This is a genomic window from Pseudomonas sp. NBB (genome assembly GCF_032701105.1).
Lineage (GTDB): Bacteria > Pseudomonadota > Gammaproteobacteria > Pseudomonadales > Pseudomonadaceae > Aquipseudomonas > Aquipseudomonas asiatica.
In genome coordinates, this window is the sequence record NZ_CP103994.1 from 2,540,241 (window position 1) to 2,558,994 (window position 18,754).

Consider the following 18,754-nt stretch of genomic DNA (forward strand, 5'->3'; position numbering starts at 1 on the left):
TTTAGCTGCCCTGCGAGGCTCAACCGTGCTCAAGCCGAGCGTAAAACCATGAACAGGAATCCAGCATTGCAAACAAGCTTTGCCCCTTCGGCTACGCCACGCCAAGCCGCGGGCTTGCTGACATCTGCCATGTTGCTGATGCTTGCCTCGGGGGTTGCGCCGCTTGATCGTGCGGATTGGTGGCTCGAAAACGTTTTGCCGCTGGCGCTTCTGCTCACCTTGGCTGCGACCAGCCGTTATTGGCGCTTTTCTCGGCATGCTTACCTGGCAATCGTGGTGATGCTGGCGATTCACGAGCTAGGAGCGCATTTTACCTATGCCAAAGTCCCCTATGACGCTTGGCTGCGTGCGCTTACCGACCACTCTCTGAATGCCTGGATGGGCTGGCAGCGCAACCAGTTCGATCGTCTGGTGCATCTGAGTTACGGCCTTTTGTTCGTCCTGCCGATCAGGGAGCTGCTCCAGCGCCAGGCCCGGTTGCGAGGTGGTTGGTTGGCGTTGTGTACCGTTTCCTTCGTCCTTGCCACATCGGCGCTGTACGAGCTGCTGGAGTGGATAGGTGGCCAATACCTGGGTGATGACCAGGCACAAGCCTTTCTCGCGACCCAGCAAGACCCTTGGGATGCACAAAAGGACATGGCCCTGGCTTTGCTTGGTGCACTTGTCACCTTGTTGATCCAGCGGTTTGGGGCAAGCAGGGTCTGGGGCAGAAGGGTAGTGAGTTTGGAGGGGGAGCACGGGTGACGGGTAGAAATAAAAACGCTTTTTTACCACTGGAAAGGCTTTTCGCAATCAGCCTGTGACCGTTGAAAATCCCTTAAGTTTCCATCGGGAAAACAATAACTTGGAGAATTTTTCCAAGTCGTGTCACTCGTCGGATTTCCATTGTAAGGCCCTGTCCAGAGCCTCAGGATCGCCTCCGTATCCCTCTGAGGCTTTCACAAATGAAGTACTCCTCGATTCTCTTGTTGTCACTTGGCCTGCTGAGCGGCGTTGCGTCGGCAGGCGGCAATACCGGAGCAGGTATAGGTGGCGCATTGGGTGGAGTATTGGGCTCGGTAGTCGGCCAGTCGATCGGCGGCAGCACCGGCTCGGCAATCGGCGCCGGCCTGGGTGGCGCGGCCGGTGGTGCGGTGGGTGCCGACAAGCACAGCCGTGGCGAGGCGGCCATTGGCGGCGCACTGGGTGCAGCTGGCGGCAACGTGGTGGGTCGCAAGATGGGCGGCACCACTGGCAGCATGATTGGCGCAGCAGCCGGTGGCGGTGTGGGTGGTGCCTTGGGCAACCACATGGGCCGGGAATACGATGACGAGAGCGGGCATCGCTACCGGGATTATGACGACGATGACGACGACCGGGGCTGGCGCCGTCACCGCCACGACCGTGGCCATCATTATGGCTGGCGCAACAATCACCGCTACGACGACTGATCCCCGCGTTACTGGCCCATCGCCGGGTTGGCTGCAGCTGTCACTCGGCTAGGCATCATGCGTGCTCTGCTGTAGCCACTCCCTCGGGCTTGCACCCACCTTGCGGCGAAAGGTGCGGGCCAACGCAGACGGGCTTTCGTAGCCGACCTCATCGGCAATCAGGGCGATGGGGCGGCCTTCGCGCAGCCGTTTCTGGGCAAGGCTGATTCGCCAGTTCGCCAGGTAATCGGCAGGGGTGATGCCCACGGTCTCGCGAAAGTGCGCAGCAAAGCTCGCGCGCGACATGCCTGAGCGGTCAGCCAACTCTGCCACGGTCCAATTGTGCTGTGGCTCGTTATGGATACCCACGAGCGCACGGGACAGCTGTGCATTGGCCAGCCCGGCCATCATCCCCGAAGCAATGCTGCGGCTGGCGATCAGATGGCGAAGTAGCTGAATCACCATCAACTCGAACAGCCGATTGAGAATGACATCCCGTCCACACTCGTCGCCGAAGGCTTCTTCGAACAGCCATTCGAGGGTGCCATCGAGGCCCTGCAATTCGCGCAACGGCTTGATGATGAAGTCCGGCAAGGCCTGGGTCAGCGGATTGTTGGCGCCACCATCGAACTGCAAGGTGGCGCACACCAACTCCGCTTCGTCTGCTTCGATCGCCAGCAACTGATGCTCCTGCGGACGTACCGCAAGTATCAGGCTTGGCTCCGCCAGCTCCATGAGCTGACCACGTTTGTCACTGAAGGTCAGGCGACCCGAACGAAGCAGGTGCGCGTGGCCGGAACTTTGCTGCCCATGAAAGCGGGTCGTTCCACAAAAACCACCGTGGTGGAAGGTAGACGCATGCAGGTTGAAGTGCTTGAGCAGTGTCGATAGTCGGTCCATGGGGCGCTCAGGTTTGGACGATCGGTTGCATAGATTCGACGATCTGAAGCCGAAAGGATAGTCGTCTTCCCTAGTATTGACTCCAGGCTTGATCGACAAGCTGGTTAATCACCCTACTGGAGAAACTACCATGACTCGTATCGCTGCTCTCTCGCTGGACCAGGCCCCTGCTGGCTCGCGCACTGCCCTTGAAGGCATTCAGAAAGGCCTTGGTTTCATACCCAACGCCTTCAAGACCCTGGCTCACTCCCCAGCCGCTCTCAATGGGTACCTGGGCCTCGCCCAGGCTCTGGGCAAGAGCTCACTGAGCGCCGCGGAGCGTGAAGTGGTTGCGCTTGCCACCTCGGAAATCAATGGTTGCGACTATTGCCTGGCCGCACACAGCTTTTTTGGTGCCAAAGCCGGCTTGAGCGATGAGGCCATTAGCCAGGCGCGTAGTGGCACGCTCAGCGCGGTCGCCGCGCTGGCGCATCAGATCACCGAAAGCCGCGGCCAATTGAATGACGATCAGGTCGCCGCAGCACGCGAGGCTGGTCTCAGCGATGGCAAGATCGTGGAGGTGGTGGCACAGGTCACGCTGTTGACCCTGACCAACTACCTGAACAACATCGCCACCACCGATATCGACTTCCCGCCGTTGGCACACTAGGAGGGCAACCGACATGAGCCAAGTGACAATCTATACCACCCAACACTGCCCTTACTGCGTGAGCGCCAAGCGACTGCTGGCGCACAAGGGGGTCAGTGCCGTGGAAATCGATATCGAGGCTTCGCCGAACCATCTGGCCGAGATGCTGCTGCGATCCAGGCGCAGGACCGTGCCGCAGGTCTTTGTGGGGAGTGTCCATGTGGGAGGTTTTGATGATCTGAAACGCCTCGATCAAAAGGGCGAGCTCGAAGTATTGCTCAGTGCCTGAAGGGCTGATTCAGCGATATTTGCCTTTGGCCGTTAGCCGCCCTTGGCAAGGGCAGCTAACGGTTCAAAGCGGTCACTTGCGATCCCTGTTTCACCGACGCTTTGTTGCATTCGTCGATGATCAGCACTGAGCCGCGGCAACCTGCTTGCGTTCACCCATGGGAGAGACGCCGAAGAAACGGCTGTAGCATTTGGAGAAATGCGCCGGCGAAACGAAACCACAGGCAAGGGCGATATCCCGTACTTGCGATTCGCTGTGCAGTAACAGTTGTCGGGCGCGCGACAGGCGTAATTCAAGGTAGTACTGGCTAGGGGTACTTTGCAGATGCTTGTGGAACAGGCGCTCCAACTGCCGAACTGAGATGTCGTTCAACTGCGCCAGTTCCTCCAGGGTCACAGGGTCTTCGAGATTGGCCTCCATGATGCTGACTACCTGGCTGAGCTTGGGTTGGGACGTCCCTAGCCGCTGTCGCAGGGGCACGCGCTGGCGTTCCTGCGAACTGCGAACGCGGTCGCACAACAGCAATTCGGCCGCATGTTCGGCAATCTCTCGCCCGCCGGGTTCGCGTGCGATCAGTTGCAGGCACATGTCCATTGATGCCACCCCACCCGAGCTGGTGTACCGGTCACGGTCAAGTTCAAACAACTGGCTGGAAATGATGATCCCGGGAAAGCGCTCTTTCAGCGCTTCGATATCTTCCCAGTGGATGGTGCAACGGTAACCCGTGAGCAGATTGGCACGCGCCAACAAATGGCTACCCGTGCAAATGCCACCCAATGCCACTTGGTCATGGGCCAGCTTGCGCAGCCAGTTCACGATGGCGCGGGTATTGTGGTCGGAGACGATGGGGTTTGGCCCTACCACAAACAGCATGTCCAGCTTGGGCGCATCCTTGATGGTGTATTCAGGCAGGATGCGCATGCCGTTGCTGGCGCTCACCGGCTCCATGTCGGCGGCGATGATGAGTGTCTGGAACATGGCCCTGCGCGCAGCAAGGTTAGCCATGCGCAAGGTCTCCACCGCAGAAGCGAACCCGATGGTGGTGAAATTGGGGATCACCAGAAACCCGACGATCTTGGGTGTGGGGGCATCGACAGGGTAACCCGTGGCCAGCGGGGAGGATCTCGGCGTAGCCATCAATACGACTCCTACAATGCAAGATGACGTGTTCAGCGCCTGTCTCCCGATACAGGCAATTTTTTGTGTAAAAGGGCTCCAAGCCTGCGGCGGCATACTACACGCAGCAATCAGGCTACAGGGTGCGCACTGGCCGATATTCGCCCTCTGTTTTCGGTTTGACGCAAAAAGGCGACACCCTGCGAACGCATAGCCTTCGCAGGGCGAAGCGGCTGAGCCAGCCTCAGGCCGATTTGGTTGCGACACGGGGTAGTGGGCGCTTCCTGGGCGAGAAGATCGAACTCATGCACACGATGGCAATTGCCAGCGCGCCGGTTGTCATTACTTCCATGCGGTGGCCGGGCATGATCAGCATCATTGCCAGAATCCCGATGATGGAGGCGACGACCAAGTAGCTCAGCCAGGGGAACAACCACATCTTGAAGGCCATGACCTCACCTCGACGAGCCATCTGCTTGCGCAGGATCAGTTGCGATACCGCGATGGCCAGGTAGACCAGCAGTGCCACGGCACCGGAACTCGCCAGCAGGAAGGAGAACACCTCGTCCGGCGCAAAGTAGTTCAACGCGGTGGTGAGGAAGCCTACAGCGGTGCTGGCCATGACCGCGACGAATGGCACACCGGCCGATGAGGTGCGCTGGAGAACGGCAGGGCCGTCGCCACGTCTGCTCAGCGAGTAGACCATGCGCGATGCGGTGTAGATTGCCGAGTTGAGGCAGCTGGCCACGGCAATCAGCACGACGACATCCACGATCATCTTGGCGTGAGGGATGTTCATCAGCTCAAGGGCCCTCTGATAGGAGCCGACCTGCACCAGCATGGGGTCGTTCCAGGGCACGATCGAGACGATCAGGAACACCGAGACGATGTAGAAGATGCCCATGCGCCACACGACCGAGTTGGTAGCGCGGGTGATCTGTCTGGAGGGGTCCTTGGATTCTGCGGCGGCGATGGTGACGATTTCGGTGCCCATGAAACTGAACACCGTGGTCAGCATGGCGCCAATCACCGCTGCCATGCCGTTGGGCATGAAACCGCCGAAGTCGTTGCTCAGCTTGGCCACGCCACTGACGCTGAGGTTTGGCACCACGCCGGTCAGGGCCAGCGCACCCAGGGCGATGAAGGCCAGTACGGCGATGACCTTGAGCATGGCGAACCAGAACTCGAACTCCCCGTAGCGCGCAACGCTGAACAAGTTGGTCAAGGTGAGCAGGGCAGTAACGGCCAGTGCGAATTCCCAGGTTTCGATCGCGGGGAACCAGGCATGCAGGATTGCCGCTGCGGCAATTGCCTCGATGGGAATGACCAGCACCCAGAACCACCAGTACAACCATCCAATGGTAAAACCGGCCGAACGACCCATTGCGCGTTCGGCATAGGTGGAAAACGAACCGGTATCAGGGGAAGCAACTGCCATTTCACCGAGCATGCGCATGACCAGCACAACCAGTGTGCCGGACATGATGTAGGCCAGGATGGCCGCTGGGCCGGCCGCTGCAATTGCATGCCCCGATCCGATGAAAAGGCCGGCACCGATAGCGCCGGCTATCGAGAGCATGGTGACGTGGCGCTGCTTGAGGCCGGGGGCCAGAGTTGAATGGCTGGACATTATCATTACCCTTGTTGTTATAGATGGCGGGTTAACAGCTAATGCGAATCGTGCTCTGGTAGATCAATGCGGTGTTGCGGCGCTTAACTGAATGCCTCGCGGACAGCGTTGCTGATGCCTTCGGTGCAGACACGCAGAATCAGTTCGCCTTTCTCGCGGCTGGCGCCTTTTGGCGATGACAAGGTTCCACACGCCGGCGTGCGCTCGGCAATGATCGGGAACACATCGTAGGGGGGGAAGGTGGCTGGCGGATGATCGACGGCACGGGTCAGGTCGACTTTCTCGGGGTGCAGGGCCAGCATCAACGAAGTCTCGAAGACGCCACCGTGTTCAATGTCCCAGCCGAGGAATCCGTCAGGGTAGAGTTCCTGGATGACCTCAGGCGCGTTGACGAAGTCCCAGTAGGACAGGACCACGACCTTGAAATCGGTGATGCCGGCATAACGGAGTTCGCGCAGCGCCAGGTCGATGCCTTCCACGATGAACATGGAGTTCTCGTAGTGCCCGTTCATCATCACCAGCTGACGCGCGCCGTGCCGGGCCAGCTCCCTGATGATGTCCTGGATGGTATGTGTCAGTGTTGCGCCATCCAGGCTGGTGGTGCCGGGAAAGTGGTTTCCGCCGCCCGATTTTTGCTGCGACTTGTAGCCGTAGGCCAATGCGGGGAGCACCAGGCCGTCGACATTGCGCGCTACGGCCTTGCACAGCGCGGTCGGTAGCAGTACATCCACTTCCATGCACATGTGGTGGCCGTGTTGCTCCAGGGCGCCTACAGGCAAGAATATCGGGCTGCCGGATGCAACACGCCGGGCGTACTCGGGCCAGGTGAGTTCGCCAATTACAACGCTATCGTTCATCGGGTGGTCTCTCTATGTTCTTGTAATTGCAAAAGCTCGTCCGGTTTGCAGCAGTAGCAGATGTCCCAATTTGATCAGATCGCCATCGGCTGGAATTGTCAGTTTCCGACCTGGAATTGACAAAAGCTGCCGTGGCTCTATCCCGTAGGTCACGGCATGAGTTGATTCACGAGTTCAGGGGCGGCGAAAACGTTCATGTCGGACGAACTGATTTGCTTGCCCATTCTGCCTGGCAATTAGGGGTCGAAATCTGACATATCTGGCCAGGCAACTACCGGGACAATATTACTGTTCGCAGTAGACGCTGCGTGGGTAAAGTTGGAGGTAGTACATGCAGCAATTGACCGAAGTGGGCCAGCCATTGGCAAGCACAGTGCGCATTGGTTTCCTGTTGAGTGAAGGGTTTGATTTCTATGCGTTGGCCGCCGCATTGGAGCCGTTGCGCATCGCCAATGAAATTGCCCGGTGCGAAGTGTGCCAGTGGCAGATCATCAGCCTTGGCGGCCGGCCGTTGAAGGCCAGCAACGGCATTTCCACGGCCACCGTGGAACTGAGCCAGGCAAAACCGCTGGATATACTCATTGTCTGCCCGGGTGATGAAATGCGTTCACGCACAGGCACCCCGCATCTGCGCCACCGTGTATCGGGGCCGAAGGTGCGCTGTGCGGCAAAACAGATGACGTGGTGGTTGCCCACCGTTGACGATCACGCAGACCTGCCTGTCGGCCAGATCAAATGTGTGCATGCACCGGCCAGTGTTTCGGAACAGGTCAAGAAGACCCTGGCTTTGTTCCCGCCGTCTACATCCCACCTGCTTGGAGTCAGCGAACTGGCAACGCTGATCGGCGTTTCGCGGCAGCTTCTCGAGCGCTTGTTCGCGCACCGACCCCACTGAATCCTCACTATCGGTTGATTGCGCTGGTGCCTCGGATTCTGCGTCGCCTTTGCGGTGTTTGGCCTCGTTTGCACGGCGACGGATCTGGTCATTTACGGGTCGGATTCGCGCAAAAAAGCATTCGGCTTATCTGGTCGAATGGTCACCAGTGGCACCGATAAACAAGTTTCTCCGCTGTTAACTACAAGGAATAAAAAACATGCAAATGCCAAAAACCATTCAGATCAAGAACGGCGAAAAAGTCAAACCGACGTTCTCGCAACAGGAATATGCCAACCGTCAGTCCAAGTTGCGCACTTACCTGGCACAAAACAATATCGATGCTGCGGTCTTTACCTCCTACCACAATATCAACTACTACAGCGACTTCCTGTACTGCTCGTTTGGCCGCCCCTATGCACTGGTTGTCACTCAGGAAGCCGTCGTGTCGATCAGTGCCAACATCGATGGTGGCCAGCCATGGCGCCGTACGGTCGGTACCGACAACATCATCTACACCGACTGGCAGCGTGATAACTATTTTGTCGCGATTCAGCAGGCACTGCCCAAGGCCGGGCGCATCGGCATCGAGTTCGACCACCTGAACCTGATGAACCGGGACAAACTGGCCAGCCGTTACCCGCAGGCCGAGCTGGTGGACATCGCCGCGCCGTGCATGCGCATGCGCATGATCAAGTCGGCTGAAGAACACGCGATCATCCGCCAGGGCGCCCGGGTAGCCGACATCGGTGGCGCTGCAGTGGTGGAGGCCCTGCGTGACCAGGTACCTGAGTACGAAGTGGCATTGCACGCTACCCAGGCGATGGTGCGTGAGATCGCCCGCACCTACCCGGACTCCGAGCTGATGGATACCTGGACCTGGTTCCAGTCGGGCATCAATACCGACGGCGCCCACAACCCGGTGACCTCGCGCAAGGTCAACAAGGGCGACATCCTCAGCCTCAACTGCTTCCCAATGATCGCGGGTTATTACACCGCACTGGAGCGTACGCTTTTCCTGGACCACTGTTCCGATGAGCACCTGCGCCTGTGGGAGGTCAACGTCAAGGTGCATGAGGCTGGCCTTGAACTGGTCAAGCCCGGCATGCGTTGCAGCGACATCGCGCTGCAGCTGAACGAGATCTTCCTGGAGCACGATCTGCTGCAATACCGTACGTTCGGTTACGGCCACTCGTTCGGTACGCTTAGCCATTACTATGGTCGCGAGGCAGGCCTGGAGTTGCGTGAGGACATCGACACCGTACTCGAGCCGGGTATGGTGGTGTCGATCGAGCCGATGATCATGCTGCCCGAAGGCCTGCCGGGAGCTGGCGGTTACCGTGAACACGACATCCTGATCGTCAATGAGCACGGCAGTGAAAACATCACCAAGTTCCCGTACGGTCCGGAACACAACATCATCAAAAAGTGATTGAACCCGCCGCACAGTCACCCTGTGCGGCTTTCTCCCTGCACCGGCGATTTGCGCGGTGCGCCTGAAGGCGTGAACCGCGGTTGACTGAATTACGCCGGATATAACTGCTCCTCTATCGAAACCGTGAGTGATGAAGTCTCTGCGCCGGTGTGGAGGGTGGTATCCGTTTCGATCAGCATGACCGCACATTCTTCCTCGGCAATCGGCCGGTGTCGCATTTGCTTTGGAATCACGCAGAATTCTCCTGCGTTCAGGACAATGGTGCGGCTTTCGAGCTCGATGCGAAGCGTGCCAGAGACCACCGTAAACATTTCGTCTTCATGTTCATGGGCATGCCAGACGAACGCGCCTTTCAATTTCGCAATCTTGATGAATTGGTTGTTGACGCGGCCGATGACCTTGGGCTTCCAGTATCCGGTCAGCGTATCCAGTTCATGTTGCAGGTTGATGCTGTCCACCGTGTTGATCATGCGCGTACTTCCTTCTGCAACTCAGTCTGAGGCTTGCAATCTAGAGCGGCGCGTGGCTTTTGCGTAGCGACGAATTACAATACCGGTATTAACACTGCTAATGGCCTGGCATGAACAAGAACCACACCCTTGATCTGGCGCTGCTCAGGGCCTTTGTCGAAGTGGCGGATACCGGAAGCATGAGTGTTGCATCGGTAGGGCTGCACCTGACACAAGGGGCTGTCAGCCAGCGAATCAAGCGGCTGGAGGCATTCCTCGGCTGCCCATTGCTGATGCGTGACACTCAAGGCAGTAGCCTGACCTGGCAGGGGAGGTCGTTGTTGCCCGACGCTCGTCGCCTGCTGCGGATGCATGATGCATTTTGCGCCAGTGTCGGGGCCAGGGAATCAGACGCCCCGGTGCGTCTCGGGCTCCCGTTCGATATGGCCGGCGCGCCGCTTGCTCCCGTGCTGAAGGCGTTCGGTGATGCCTTCCCCAAGGCCGAGGTAAAGATCTTCAGTGCTTCGTCCGTGGACCTCGACCAGGTGTTCGCCACGGGCGAACTCGATCTGGTGCTCAGCCAAGGCCCGGTTGATGTCGAGTTGGGCGAACGCCTGGCTGTTGATCAGCTGGTGTGGCTGGGCAACGAGACTGCATCGGCACGGCGCCCATTGGCTCTGTGCTTCCTGACGGCGAATTGCGCCTTTCGCGACACCGTTTTCCGGTGTCTTGGCGAAGCAGGTATCGTGGCAAAGGTGGTATTTGAAAATGCGTCGGTCGATACCACGTTGACCATGGTTCGCAACGGGCTGGCGGTTACGCCATGGCTGCAAAGTCTCGTTCCTGAAGATATCAGCCTGGCTGCACCTGAATGTGGGTTACCGACACTGCCCGCGTTCGCCGTGCGGTTGCAGACGGTCGAGGATGCCAGTCGTTCCGTTTCTGGCCTCGCGGACATTATCCGGGAACATTTCAAGCGCTGAGACGGCTGCGTTTCTCATCACTGCGAAGCCGGTCCAAATGAGCAGTGCCAGATTGTTTGTTGACGTTGCTCCACGCCTGTGCACCCGACTGACGCAGGCCTACGGCTCTTGCGCAAGACCGTGCAGGTGCTCGCGCAGAAAGTCGATGAAGGCCATCGCCCGTGCCGAATGTCGCCGCTCGCGGCTGAACACCGCGCTGACGGGCAGTGCCGTGGCTTTGTAATCGTCAAGCACGCTTAGCACGCTGCCGCGTTCAACGTCTGCTTTGAAAAGCCATTGTGGGGAGAGGGAGATGCCCAAACCGCACAGCACCATTTCCCGAATGGCCTCGCTGCTGTTGCTGGTGACGTTGCCTGTGATGGCGATATCGAACGCGTCCGACCCCCGTGTGAAGCGCCAGCGATCGTATTGCTCCAGCAACGTGAAGCCGATGCAGTTGTGGTTTGCCAGTTCGCCAGGCTCCAGTGGCAGGCCGTGGCGTTCCAGATAGGCAGGCGAGGCGTATACCTGCCGCAGGGTGTTGCCGAGCGGTACCGCCACCAGGCCCTCGTTTTTCACTACGCCTATCCGGATCGCCACATCTATGTCCTCCATGAGCAGGTCTTCGTTGTGATCGTTCAGCCGGAGGTCAAGCCGCACATCGGGATAGCGCTGCAGAAAAGTCCCGATCAGAGGCGCTATGCACAAGCGTCCGTAGCTGACCGGTGCGGCGACGCGCAGGGGCCCCGCTATCTGCTCCTGGCCACTGGCAAAGCTGCGTGTGGCACTTTCGAGTTGACCGAGAATTTCCTGGCAGTGGCGGTAGAAACGTTGCCCTTGGTCGGTCAGCGCCAGGTGGCGGGTGCTGCGGGCGAATACTGGCCCGCCCAGGTATTGCTCCAGCGCACGGACCTGCTTGCTGATTGCCGGCTGCCCCATGTTCAGCTCCCGGGCCACTGCCGAGAAAGACCCACGCTCCACGACGCGTACGAAGATGCGCATGCTGTCGAACAGATCCATTGCCACCTGGCCTCTACTGGGAATGAGTAATATGCAAATTCAGCTTCTTATCGGAATGGGTGAGGGGGCGCAACCTGTATGCATCCACTGAACAGAGGTATCCGTCATGAGTCAGACCATGCTTGCCGCCATCGCCGAGTCCGCCCAAGCCCCACTGGTCGTTCGCCGCATTCCTCGCCCGGTTCCCGCTAGAGGCCAGGTCCTTGTCAGCGTTCACGCCGCTGGAGTAAACCCGCTCGATACCAAGATTGCCTCTGGTGCAGGGGCGCACGCCCGTCAGGCGCTGCCAGCGGTGCTTGGTCTGGATCTGGCCGGTACGGTCGTCGAACTGGGCGAGGCGGTAGAGGGCTTCACGCTCGGCCAGGAGGTTTTCGGCATGGCCGGCGGAATCGGCGGGGCCCAGGGCACCATGGCCGAATACATTGCCGTGGATGCCCGGCTTATCGCAGCAAAACCGCACACTCTGGGCATGCATGAGGCAGCAGCCTTGCCTTTGGTGTTCATCACCGCCTGGGAAGGTCTGGTTGATCGAGCCAATGTCCGGGCTGGCCACACCGTGCTTGTTCACGGTGGTGCAGGTGGGGTAGGCCAGATGGCCATCCAGCTGGCGAAAGCTCGCGGGGCCAAAGTCTGTGCCACCGGTTCGGCCAGCAGCCTCGATTTCATACGTTCACTGGGTGCTACGGCGATCGACTACCAGGCGCAGAGCGTAGAGTCCTACGTCGAGCAACATACCGCAGGGGCAGGTTTCGACATTGTTTATGACACTGTGGGCGGTAGCACGCTGGATGCGTCATTCAAGGCGGTGAAGCCCTATACCGGTCACGTGGTGAGCTGCCTTGGTTGGGGCGAGCACAGTCTTGCGCCGCTCTCGTTCAGAAGCGCCACTTATTCGGGGGTGTTCACCCTGGCCCCGTTGCTCACGGGCCAGGGCCGCGAACACCATGGCGCAATCCTGCGCGAGGCGGCCGAGCTGGCAGATGCGGGGCAACTGACGATCCGGGTGGATCGGCAACGGTTCGCACTGGACGAGGTAAACGACGCCTTCCGCCAGGTCGCAGAAGGCCGCGCCAAGGGCAAGACAATCATCCAGTTGTTGAGCGAATAGAACCGAGAACGTTGAACGCCAAGGCATCCGCCGATGGGGCCGCTTTACCGAGCGGCCCCCTGACTTTGTCGTGCTGGAGAGCAGGTTTCGGGGGACGCGATTCTATGGCACACACTGAGTGGGTCAATTGCAATCGCTGGCATGCCTTGGCAATGCACTCGATATCAGTGCTGCCAGCAGAACAAATACTGTGGAGATCCACAGGCAGGCCTCCAACCCGTAAGCCTGGAATACCCAGCCGGAAAGCAGCGTACCGACCAGCCGCCCTAGCGCGTTGGACATGTAGTAGAAGCCCACATCCAGCGATACCCCGTCTTCCTTGGCATAGCTGACGATCAGGTAGCTATGCAGTGACGAATTAACGGCGAACAGCACGCCGAACAGCATCAGCCCGCCAAGCACCATCACCTGGGCCGACCAGCCCGCCGACAGGCCCACGGCGATGAGCGCCGGCAGCCCGGCAAGGGCGATCGCCCAGATGAAAGCCGCGCGACCGTCGGGCACCTGGCCGCGTTTCTTGCCAGTGATGTGGGGGGCAAGCGACTGGACGATGCCGTAGCCGATTATCCATGCAGCCAGGAAGCCGCCGACCAGCCAGAAGTCCCAGCCAAAAGCCGTGGTCAGGTACACCGGCAATGCCACGACGAACCAGACGTCACGGGCGCCAAAGAGAAACAGCCGTGCGGCCGAAAGAATGTTGATGGCCCGGCTCTTGGACAGCATGTCGCGGAACTTCGGCTTGGCCTTGGCCTTGCCGAGGTCCTTCTTCAGCAGGATCAGGCTGCCGACCCAGATCAATGCCAGTACCGTCGCCATGGCCAGCACCGCCAAGGTAAACCCGAGCAGTGCGAGCAGTGCTCCGCCGAGGAAGAAGCCCACTCCCTTGAGTGCATTTTTCGAGCCCGTGAGGATGGCTACCCACTTGTAGAGGGTGCCTTGCTGGCTATCCGGCACCAGGAGCTTGATGGAGCTCTTGGCACTCATCTTGTTCAGGTCCTTTGCGATGCCGGACAGCGCCTGTGCCGCCATCACCCAGGGCACTGTCAGCCAGGCTGCTGGTACCGTGAGCATCAGCAAGGCCAGCACCTGCATGCCCAGGCCGATGTTCATGGTGCGGTTGAGCCCCAGGCGGGCTCCGAGGTAGCCGCCCACCAGGTTGGTGATCACGCCGAACACTTCATAGAACAGGAACAGCGCCGCGATCTGCAGCGGCGTGTAGCCCAGCGTATGGAAATGCAGTACCACCAACATGCGCAACGCACCGTCGGTGAGGGTGAAGGCCCAGTAGTTGCCGGTAACCAGCAGGTACTGACGCACGTGTGCAGGCAGGGCTGACAACGCCTTCATGATTGCCGGTTACTCCGCCGTGCCGACCATTCGGGCCAGTTCCGCTGCGCGGTTGGCGTAGCCCCACTCGTTGTCGTACCAGGCGTAGATCTTCACCTGGGTACCATTGACCACCAGGGTCGATAGCGCATCGATGATGGAGGACCGCGGGTCGGTGCGGTAGTCGATGGACACCAGCGGTCGCTGTTCGTAGCCCAGAATACCCTTCAACGGGCCTTCGGCAGCCGCCTTCAACAACGCATTTACCTCTTCGGCCGTGGTCTCGCGTGCCACTTCGAACACGCAGTCGGTCAGCGAGGCGTTGGCCAGCGGTACACGTACGGCGTGCCCATTCAGTTTGCCGCGCAGTTCAGGAAAGATCTCGGCGATTGCGGTAGCCGAGCCCGTGGTGGTCGGGATCAGGCTCATGCCCGAGGCGCGGGCGCGACGCAGGTCCTTGTGCGGTGTATCGAGGATGCTCTGGGTATTGGTCAGGTCGTGGATGGTGGTGATCGAGCCGTGGCGGATGCCCAGGTTCTCGTGAATCACCTTGATCACCGGGGCCAGGCAGTTGGTGGTGCAGGAAGCGGCGGTGACGATACGGTGCTGCGTCGGGTCGAACAGGTGCTGGTTGACGCCCATCACCACGTTCAGCGCGCCTTTCTCCTTCACTGGCGCGCAGACCACCACGCGTTTGACGCCCTGGTCCAGGTAGGCCTGGAGCACGGCCACCGACTTCATCTTGCCGCTGGCTTCGATGACCAGGTCACAGCCCGACCAGTCGGTGTCGGCGATCGTCTTGTTCGCAGTGACCTTGATGCGCTTGCCCTCGATCACCACCGAGTCGCCATCTGCCCCGGCTTCACGATCCCAGCGGCCGTGGACCGAATCGAAATTGATCAGGTGGGCGTGGGTTTCGGCGTCGCCAGCCGGGTCATTGATCTGGACGAATTCGAATTCCGGCCAGCCCCAGGACGCGCGTAGCGCCAGGCGACCGATACGGCCAAACCCATTGATGCCTACTTTGATTGCCATGGTCTTGTTCTCGAGTTGTGACTTCAGATGGATCGTTGATTGACACGCCTGGATAATTCCTCGGCCGACTCCTTGCGCTCGGAGTAGCGGTCGACGAGGTAGTCGGCGCGGTCGCGTAACAGCAGGGTGAACTTCACCAGCTCCTCCATGACATCGACGACACGGTCGTAGTACGGGGACGGTTTCATGCGGCCCGTTTCGTCGAACTCCAGGTAGGCCTTGGGCACGGACGACTGGTTAGGGATGGTGAACATGCGCATCCAGCGGCCAAGCACGCGCAACTGGTTGACCACGTTGAACGACTGCGAACCGCCACATACCTGCATGACCGCAAGGGTCTTGCCCTGGGTCGGCCGTACGGCGCCCATGCTCAGGGGGATCCAGTCGATCTGCGACTTGAACACGCCGGTCATTGCACCGTGGCGTTCCGGCGAGCACCAGACCATGCCTTCGGACCACAACACCAGATCGCGCAGTTCCTTGACCATGGGGTGGTCATCGGGCACGTCATCCGCCAGTGGCAGCCCGGTCGGATTGAAGATGCGCGTCTCGGCACCGAAGTGCTCCAGCAGGCGCGCCGCTTCTTCCGTCAGCAGGCGGCTGAACGAGCGTTCGCGGGTCGATCCGTACAGCAGCAGGATGCGAGGCTTGTGGGTGGACTGCTGCGCGATCGCCAGTTTCTCGGCTGTCGGCACATCGACCAAGTCGTTGTCGATGTTGGGAATGTGGTGTTCGGTCATGGTTTCACTCCTGAGACAAGGCGCCAGATGGCTGATCGAACCAGCGACGCTTGAGCCACCAGGCCACGCCAACCAGCGAGATCAGTACCGGCACTTCCACCAAGGGCCCGATGACGGTGGCAAACGCGACCGGCGAGGCGAGGCCGAAGGTGGCGATGGCCACAGCAATGGCCAGTTCGAAATTGTTGCTTGCCGCGGTGAAGGCCAGCGCAGTGGTGCGGGGGTAGTCGGCCTCCAGCAGCTTGCCCATCCAGAAGCTGAAGAAGAACATCACCACGAAATAGATGGTCAGCGGGATGGCGATGCGCAGCACGTCCAGCGGCAGTTGCAGCACCATGTCGCCTTTCAGGCTGAACATGGCAACGATGGTCAGCAGCAACGCCACGAGCGTCAGCGGGCTGATTTTCGGAATGAAGTGCTCCTGGTACCAGGTGGCACCTTTCCGGCTGATCAGGGTCTTGCGGGTCAGGAAACCGGCCAGGAACGGGATGCCCAGGTAGATCAACACCGATTGGGCTATATCGAGGAAGCTGGTCTCGATGACGCTACCTTCCAGGCCGAACAGTGGCGGTAGCAGGCCCAGGAAGATCCAGGCGTACACGCTGAAGAACAGGATCTGGAAAATGCTGTTGAAGGCGACCAGTCCGGCCACGTACTGGTTATTGCCGCCGGCGATCTGGTTCCATACCAGCACCATGGCGATGCAACGCGCCAGGCCGATGAGTATCAGGCCGGTCATGTACTCGGGCTTGTCGGAAAGGAACACTACTGCCAGCCCGAACATCAGCACCGGGCCGATCACCCAGTTCTGGATCAGCGACAGGGCGAGGATGCGCTTGTCCTTGAAGACCTGTGGCAACTCCTCGTATTTCACCTTCGCCAATGGCGGGTACATCATGACGATCAGGCCGATTGCGATGGGGATGTTCGTCGAGCCCACCGACAGCCCGTTCAGCCACGCTGGCAACCCCTGGAACAGGCTGCCGAGAGCGATCCCCAGGCCCATGGCCAGGAAGATCCAGACCGTCAGGTAGCGGTCGAGGAAGGAAAGCCGGCTTTTGCTCATGGTGTATCTCCCTGAACGTCAGTGCGTTCCGATGATCGCCAGCTCGGCCTTGAGCCCGGCGGCATCCAGTTGTTCGAAAGGCAATGCGAGAAATGCCTTTTTTCTCGGCAGTGGTCAGCAGCAGGCAGCGACGCGCTGAGGGCGGTCACCCATGGTGTCCAGTCGTTTGGCGCTGGTGCTCAACCATTCGCGATTGGCTTCCAGTGTGGTTACCAGAACATCGCGTACCCAGGCGGGAAGCTCTGGATGCAGGCGGTAGTAAACCCATTGGCCCTGCCTGCGGTCTTCAAGCAGGCCGCAGGTGCGCAATTGTGCGAGGTGGCGGGAAACCTTGGGTTGGCTTTCTTCCAGGGCACAGATCAGTTCACAGACGCACAGCTCTTCCTCGCGAGCGATCAGCAGCATCATCCGAATGCGGTTCTCGTCGGCGAGGCATTTGAAGACCTGGGTCGGGGTCAGCGAGTCAGTCATGGGCGTTCTCGGGGCGGGCAGCTGGTGCCTATGGCGGGGTATTCAATGTATATGTTTTTTCGAATATACGGATTTTCGAATGTATTGCAAGGCCGCCGGATCTGTTCTGCGCACCATGTGAAAGCAACGGCCTTGCTCAATTCCCAAAGCTGGCGCGATCCCTGTGGGAGCGGCCTTGTGTCGCGAAAGGGCCGCAAAGCGGCCCCAGGTTTGATGTGCAACAGTTGAAATTGCTGGGGCTGCTATGCAGCCCTTTCGCGACACAAGGCCGCTCCCACAAGGTCCCTGTCAACTTGATGAGGCACAGTGGCGTTCTGTCGATCCAGGCTGTGCAAATACGTTTAACATGCTCCAGGCCCGCCCTCATCGTTGAAAGAGAGTTGTATGGAGTTACGTCAGCTTCGCTATTTCCTGAGTGTTCTGGAGTACGGCAGCCTTGGCAGGGCTGCGGTCGAGCTAGGGGTTGGCGCCTCGGCTTTGAGCCAGCAGTTGTCGAAGCTGGAGAGCGAGGTGAGTACCCGGCTTTTGACGCGTTCGAGCACCGGCGTAGCGCCGACCGCGGCCGGGCTGGCCTTCGAATACCATGCGCGTCTTGCGCTTCGTCAGGCGGAACATGCTGTGCTGGCAGCTCAAAGTGGCCGCATGAGCGGCTATGCCAGTGTGGGGCTGGCACCGACCACTGCATCGATCCTTGGCTTGGCGTTGATCGACAGGATGCGCGAACGCTATCCCGACATCCGGCTGCACCTGGTGGAGATGCTGTCTGGTTATCTGATGAACCAACTCAATGCCAGGCACCTTGACCTGGCGGTGCTGTTCCAGGCAGAGACGGGGCCGCGCCTGGAGGTGCGGGGGCTGCTGACGGAGCGGCTGTTCGTGCTGGTTCCCGCACCGCTGGTCAAGGACGGCTGGGGCGAGTCGCTCACGTTGCAACAGATCGCGACGTTGCCGTTGGTGATGCCCAGCAACCAGCATGGATTGCGCACGACGTTGCGCTCGATTTTCGAGCGGGCAGGGCTGGAGGCCAGCATCGTCATGGAAGTCGATGGCCTGTCGCTGTTGATGGATTGCGTCTGTGCGGGCCATGCCGCCACCATCCAACCTGGCGCGACAGTGGCCCGGGCGCATCAGGCGGGCCTGCGCGTGTTTGCTGTCGACGAAGCCCTGGCGCAGCGTCGCAATGTGATTGTCAGCCTGACTGATGACGAGCTCTCACCGGCGGCGCTGGCTACGCGGATCGTACTGCAGGACGTTGCCCGGGAGCTGGTGGAGCAGGGCCGATGGCCAGGCGCACGGCTGCTTTGACCCAGGCGCCGGGTGCGCTTGTTCCGACCCTTTAGAAAAACTGAATGCCTCCCCCCGACCATCGCGTTTCGCGGTCTGCGGGCGCTCATTAAAGTCCCCGGTCACGAGGAGCAGCCGAACATTCGGCTCTTCGT

Annotated in this window: 20 protein-coding genes; 9 read left to right on the forward strand and 11 right to left on the reverse strand. The window is 59.9% G+C overall.

Features of this window, described 5'->3' with window-relative positions; genetic code table 11:
* Positions 1–48: 48 nt before the first annotated feature.
* Together NY023_RS11800 and NY023_RS11805 are read left to right on the forward strand one after the other, a co-directional pair.
* Positions 49–744, forward strand: a complete 696-nt coding sequence (locus NY023_RS11800) for a DUF2238 domain-containing protein (protein WP_013972209.1) — start codon at positions 49–51, stop codon at positions 742–744.
* A gap of 200 nt (positions 745–944) precedes the next feature.
* A complete protein-coding gene (locus NY023_RS11805; protein ID WP_013972210.1) occupies positions 945–1,430 on the forward strand; it encodes a glycine zipper domain-containing protein in 486 nt (161 codons plus the stop codon).
* A gap of 48 nt (positions 1,431–1,478) precedes the next feature.
* Here NY023_RS11805 and NY023_RS11810 read toward each other — a convergent pair whose 3' ends face one another.
* Positions 1,479–2,309 carry an AraC family transcriptional regulator gene (locus NY023_RS11810; RefSeq protein WP_013972211.1) on the reverse strand — a complete coding sequence of 277 codons (831 nt, stop codon included), beginning with the start codon at positions 2,307–2,309 and terminating at the stop codon, positions 1,479–1,481.
* Positions 2,310–2,439: 130 nt separating this feature from the next.
* Here NY023_RS11810 and NY023_RS11815 point away from each other — a divergent pair, with 130 nt between their 5' ends.
* The gene (locus NY023_RS11815) at positions 2,440–2,958 is read left to right on the forward strand and encodes a carboxymuconolactone decarboxylase family protein (RefSeq protein ID WP_013972212.1); all 519 of its coding nucleotides are present in this window, start codon (positions 2,440–2,442) and stop codon (positions 2,956–2,958) included.
* Between the two features lie 13 nt (positions 2,959–2,971).
* A complete protein-coding gene (gene grxC / locus NY023_RS11820; protein WP_024086844.1) occupies positions 2,972–3,226 on the forward strand; it encodes a glutaredoxin 3 in 255 nt (84 codons plus the stop codon).
* A gap of 120 nt (positions 3,227–3,346) precedes the next feature.
* On the opposite strand, the gene NY023_RS11825 is transcribed toward grxC, so the two are convergent.
* The 3 genes from NY023_RS11825 to NY023_RS11835 form a co-directional block, all read right to left on the reverse strand.
* Complete coding sequence (locus tag NY023_RS11825) at positions 3,347–4,363, reverse strand: GlxA family transcriptional regulator (protein WP_023660545.1); 1,017 nt, start codon at positions 4,361–4,363, stop codon at positions 3,347–3,349.
* Positions 4,364–4,586: 223 nt separating this feature from the next.
* Positions 4,587–5,972, reverse strand: coding sequence for a GABA permease (gabP, locus tag NY023_RS11830; protein ID WP_013972215.1), 1,386 nt, complete (start codon positions 5,970–5,972; stop codon positions 4,587–4,589).
* Between the two features lie 83 nt (positions 5,973–6,055).
* Positions 6,056–6,829 (reverse strand): creatininase, encoded by a 774-nt coding sequence (locus NY023_RS11835; protein ID WP_013972216.1) that lies wholly within the window; start codon positions 6,827–6,829, stop codon positions 6,056–6,058.
* Positions 6,830–7,178: 349 nt separating this feature from the next.
* Between NY023_RS11835 and NY023_RS11840 the strand changes: the two genes are divergently transcribed.
* Positions 7,179–7,724 (forward strand): hypothetical protein, encoded by a 546-nt coding sequence (locus NY023_RS11840; RefSeq protein ID WP_169775148.1) that lies wholly within the window; start codon positions 7,179–7,181, stop codon positions 7,722–7,724.
* Between the two features lie 199 nt (positions 7,725–7,923).
* A complete protein-coding gene (locus tag NY023_RS11845) occupies positions 7,924–9,135 on the forward strand; it encodes a M24 family metallopeptidase (protein ID WP_013972218.1) in 1,212 nt (403 codons plus the stop codon).
* A 92-nt stretch (positions 9,136–9,227) separates the two neighbouring features.
* On the opposite strand, the gene NY023_RS11850 is transcribed toward NY023_RS11845, so the two are convergent.
* Positions 9,228–9,608, reverse strand: coding sequence for a cupin domain-containing protein (locus NY023_RS11850; RefSeq protein ID WP_013972219.1), 381 nt, complete (start codon positions 9,606–9,608; stop codon positions 9,228–9,230).
* A 110-nt stretch (positions 9,609–9,718) separates the two neighbouring features.
* On the opposite strand from NY023_RS11850, the gene NY023_RS11855 reads away from it, so the two are divergent.
* Positions 9,719–10,570 carry a LysR family transcriptional regulator gene (locus tag NY023_RS11855; protein ID WP_013972220.1) on the forward strand — a complete coding sequence of 284 codons (852 nt, stop codon included), beginning with the start codon at positions 9,719–9,721 and terminating at the stop codon, positions 10,568–10,570.
* Between the two features lie 99 nt (positions 10,571–10,669).
* Here the strand turns inward: NY023_RS11855 and NY023_RS11860 are convergent, their stop codons facing one another.
* Positions 10,670–11,569, reverse strand: a complete 900-nt coding sequence (locus NY023_RS11860; protein WP_024086846.1) for a LysR family transcriptional regulator — start codon at positions 11,567–11,569, stop codon at positions 10,670–10,672.
* A gap of 106 nt (positions 11,570–11,675) precedes the next feature.
* Between NY023_RS11860 and NY023_RS11865 the strand changes: the two genes are divergently transcribed.
* Positions 11,676–12,677: a zinc-dependent alcohol dehydrogenase family protein gene (locus tag NY023_RS11865; RefSeq protein WP_024086847.1), complete on the forward strand. Its 1,002-nt coding sequence runs from the start codon at positions 11,676–11,678 to the stop codon at positions 12,675–12,677.
* A gap of 123 nt (positions 12,678–12,800) precedes the next feature.
* Here NY023_RS11865 and arsJ read toward each other — a convergent pair whose 3' ends face one another.
* The 5 genes from arsJ to NY023_RS11890 all read right to left on the reverse strand — a co-directional run bounded on the left by arsJ (position 12,801) and on the right by NY023_RS11890 (position 17,315).
* Positions 12,801–14,024, reverse strand: coding sequence for an organoarsenical effux MFS transporter ArsJ (gene arsJ, locus NY023_RS11870; RefSeq protein WP_013972223.1), 1,224 nt, complete (start codon positions 14,022–14,024; stop codon positions 12,801–12,803).
* A 9-nt stretch (positions 14,025–14,033) separates the two neighbouring features.
* Positions 14,034–15,038: an ArsJ-associated glyceraldehyde-3-phosphate dehydrogenase gene (locus NY023_RS11875; RefSeq protein WP_013972224.1), complete on the reverse strand. Its 1,005-nt coding sequence runs from the start codon at positions 15,036–15,038 to the stop codon at positions 14,034–14,036.
* Positions 15,039–15,061: 23 nt separating this feature from the next.
* On the reverse strand, positions 15,062–15,778 hold the full coding sequence (gene arsH / locus NY023_RS11880) for an arsenical resistance protein ArsH (RefSeq protein WP_013972225.1): 717 nt from the start codon (positions 15,776–15,778) through the stop codon (positions 15,062–15,064).
* A gap of 4 nt (positions 15,779–15,782) precedes the next feature.
* Entirely contained in the window at positions 15,783–16,844 is a 1,062-nt protein-coding gene (gene arsB / locus NY023_RS11885; protein WP_013972226.1) for an ACR3 family arsenite efflux transporter, read from the reverse strand.
* Between the two features lie 114 nt (positions 16,845–16,958).
* Positions 16,959–17,315: a metalloregulator ArsR/SmtB family transcription factor gene (locus NY023_RS11890; protein ID WP_013972227.1), complete on the reverse strand. Its 357-nt coding sequence runs from the start codon at positions 17,313–17,315 to the stop codon at positions 16,959–16,961.
* A 384-nt stretch (positions 17,316–17,699) separates the two neighbouring features.
* On the opposite strand from NY023_RS11890, the gene NY023_RS11895 reads away from it, so the two are divergent.
* Entirely contained in the window at positions 17,700–18,620 is a 921-nt protein-coding gene (locus tag NY023_RS11895) for a LysR family transcriptional regulator (RefSeq protein WP_013972228.1), read from the forward strand.
* Positions 18,621–18,754: the final 134 nt, after the last annotated feature.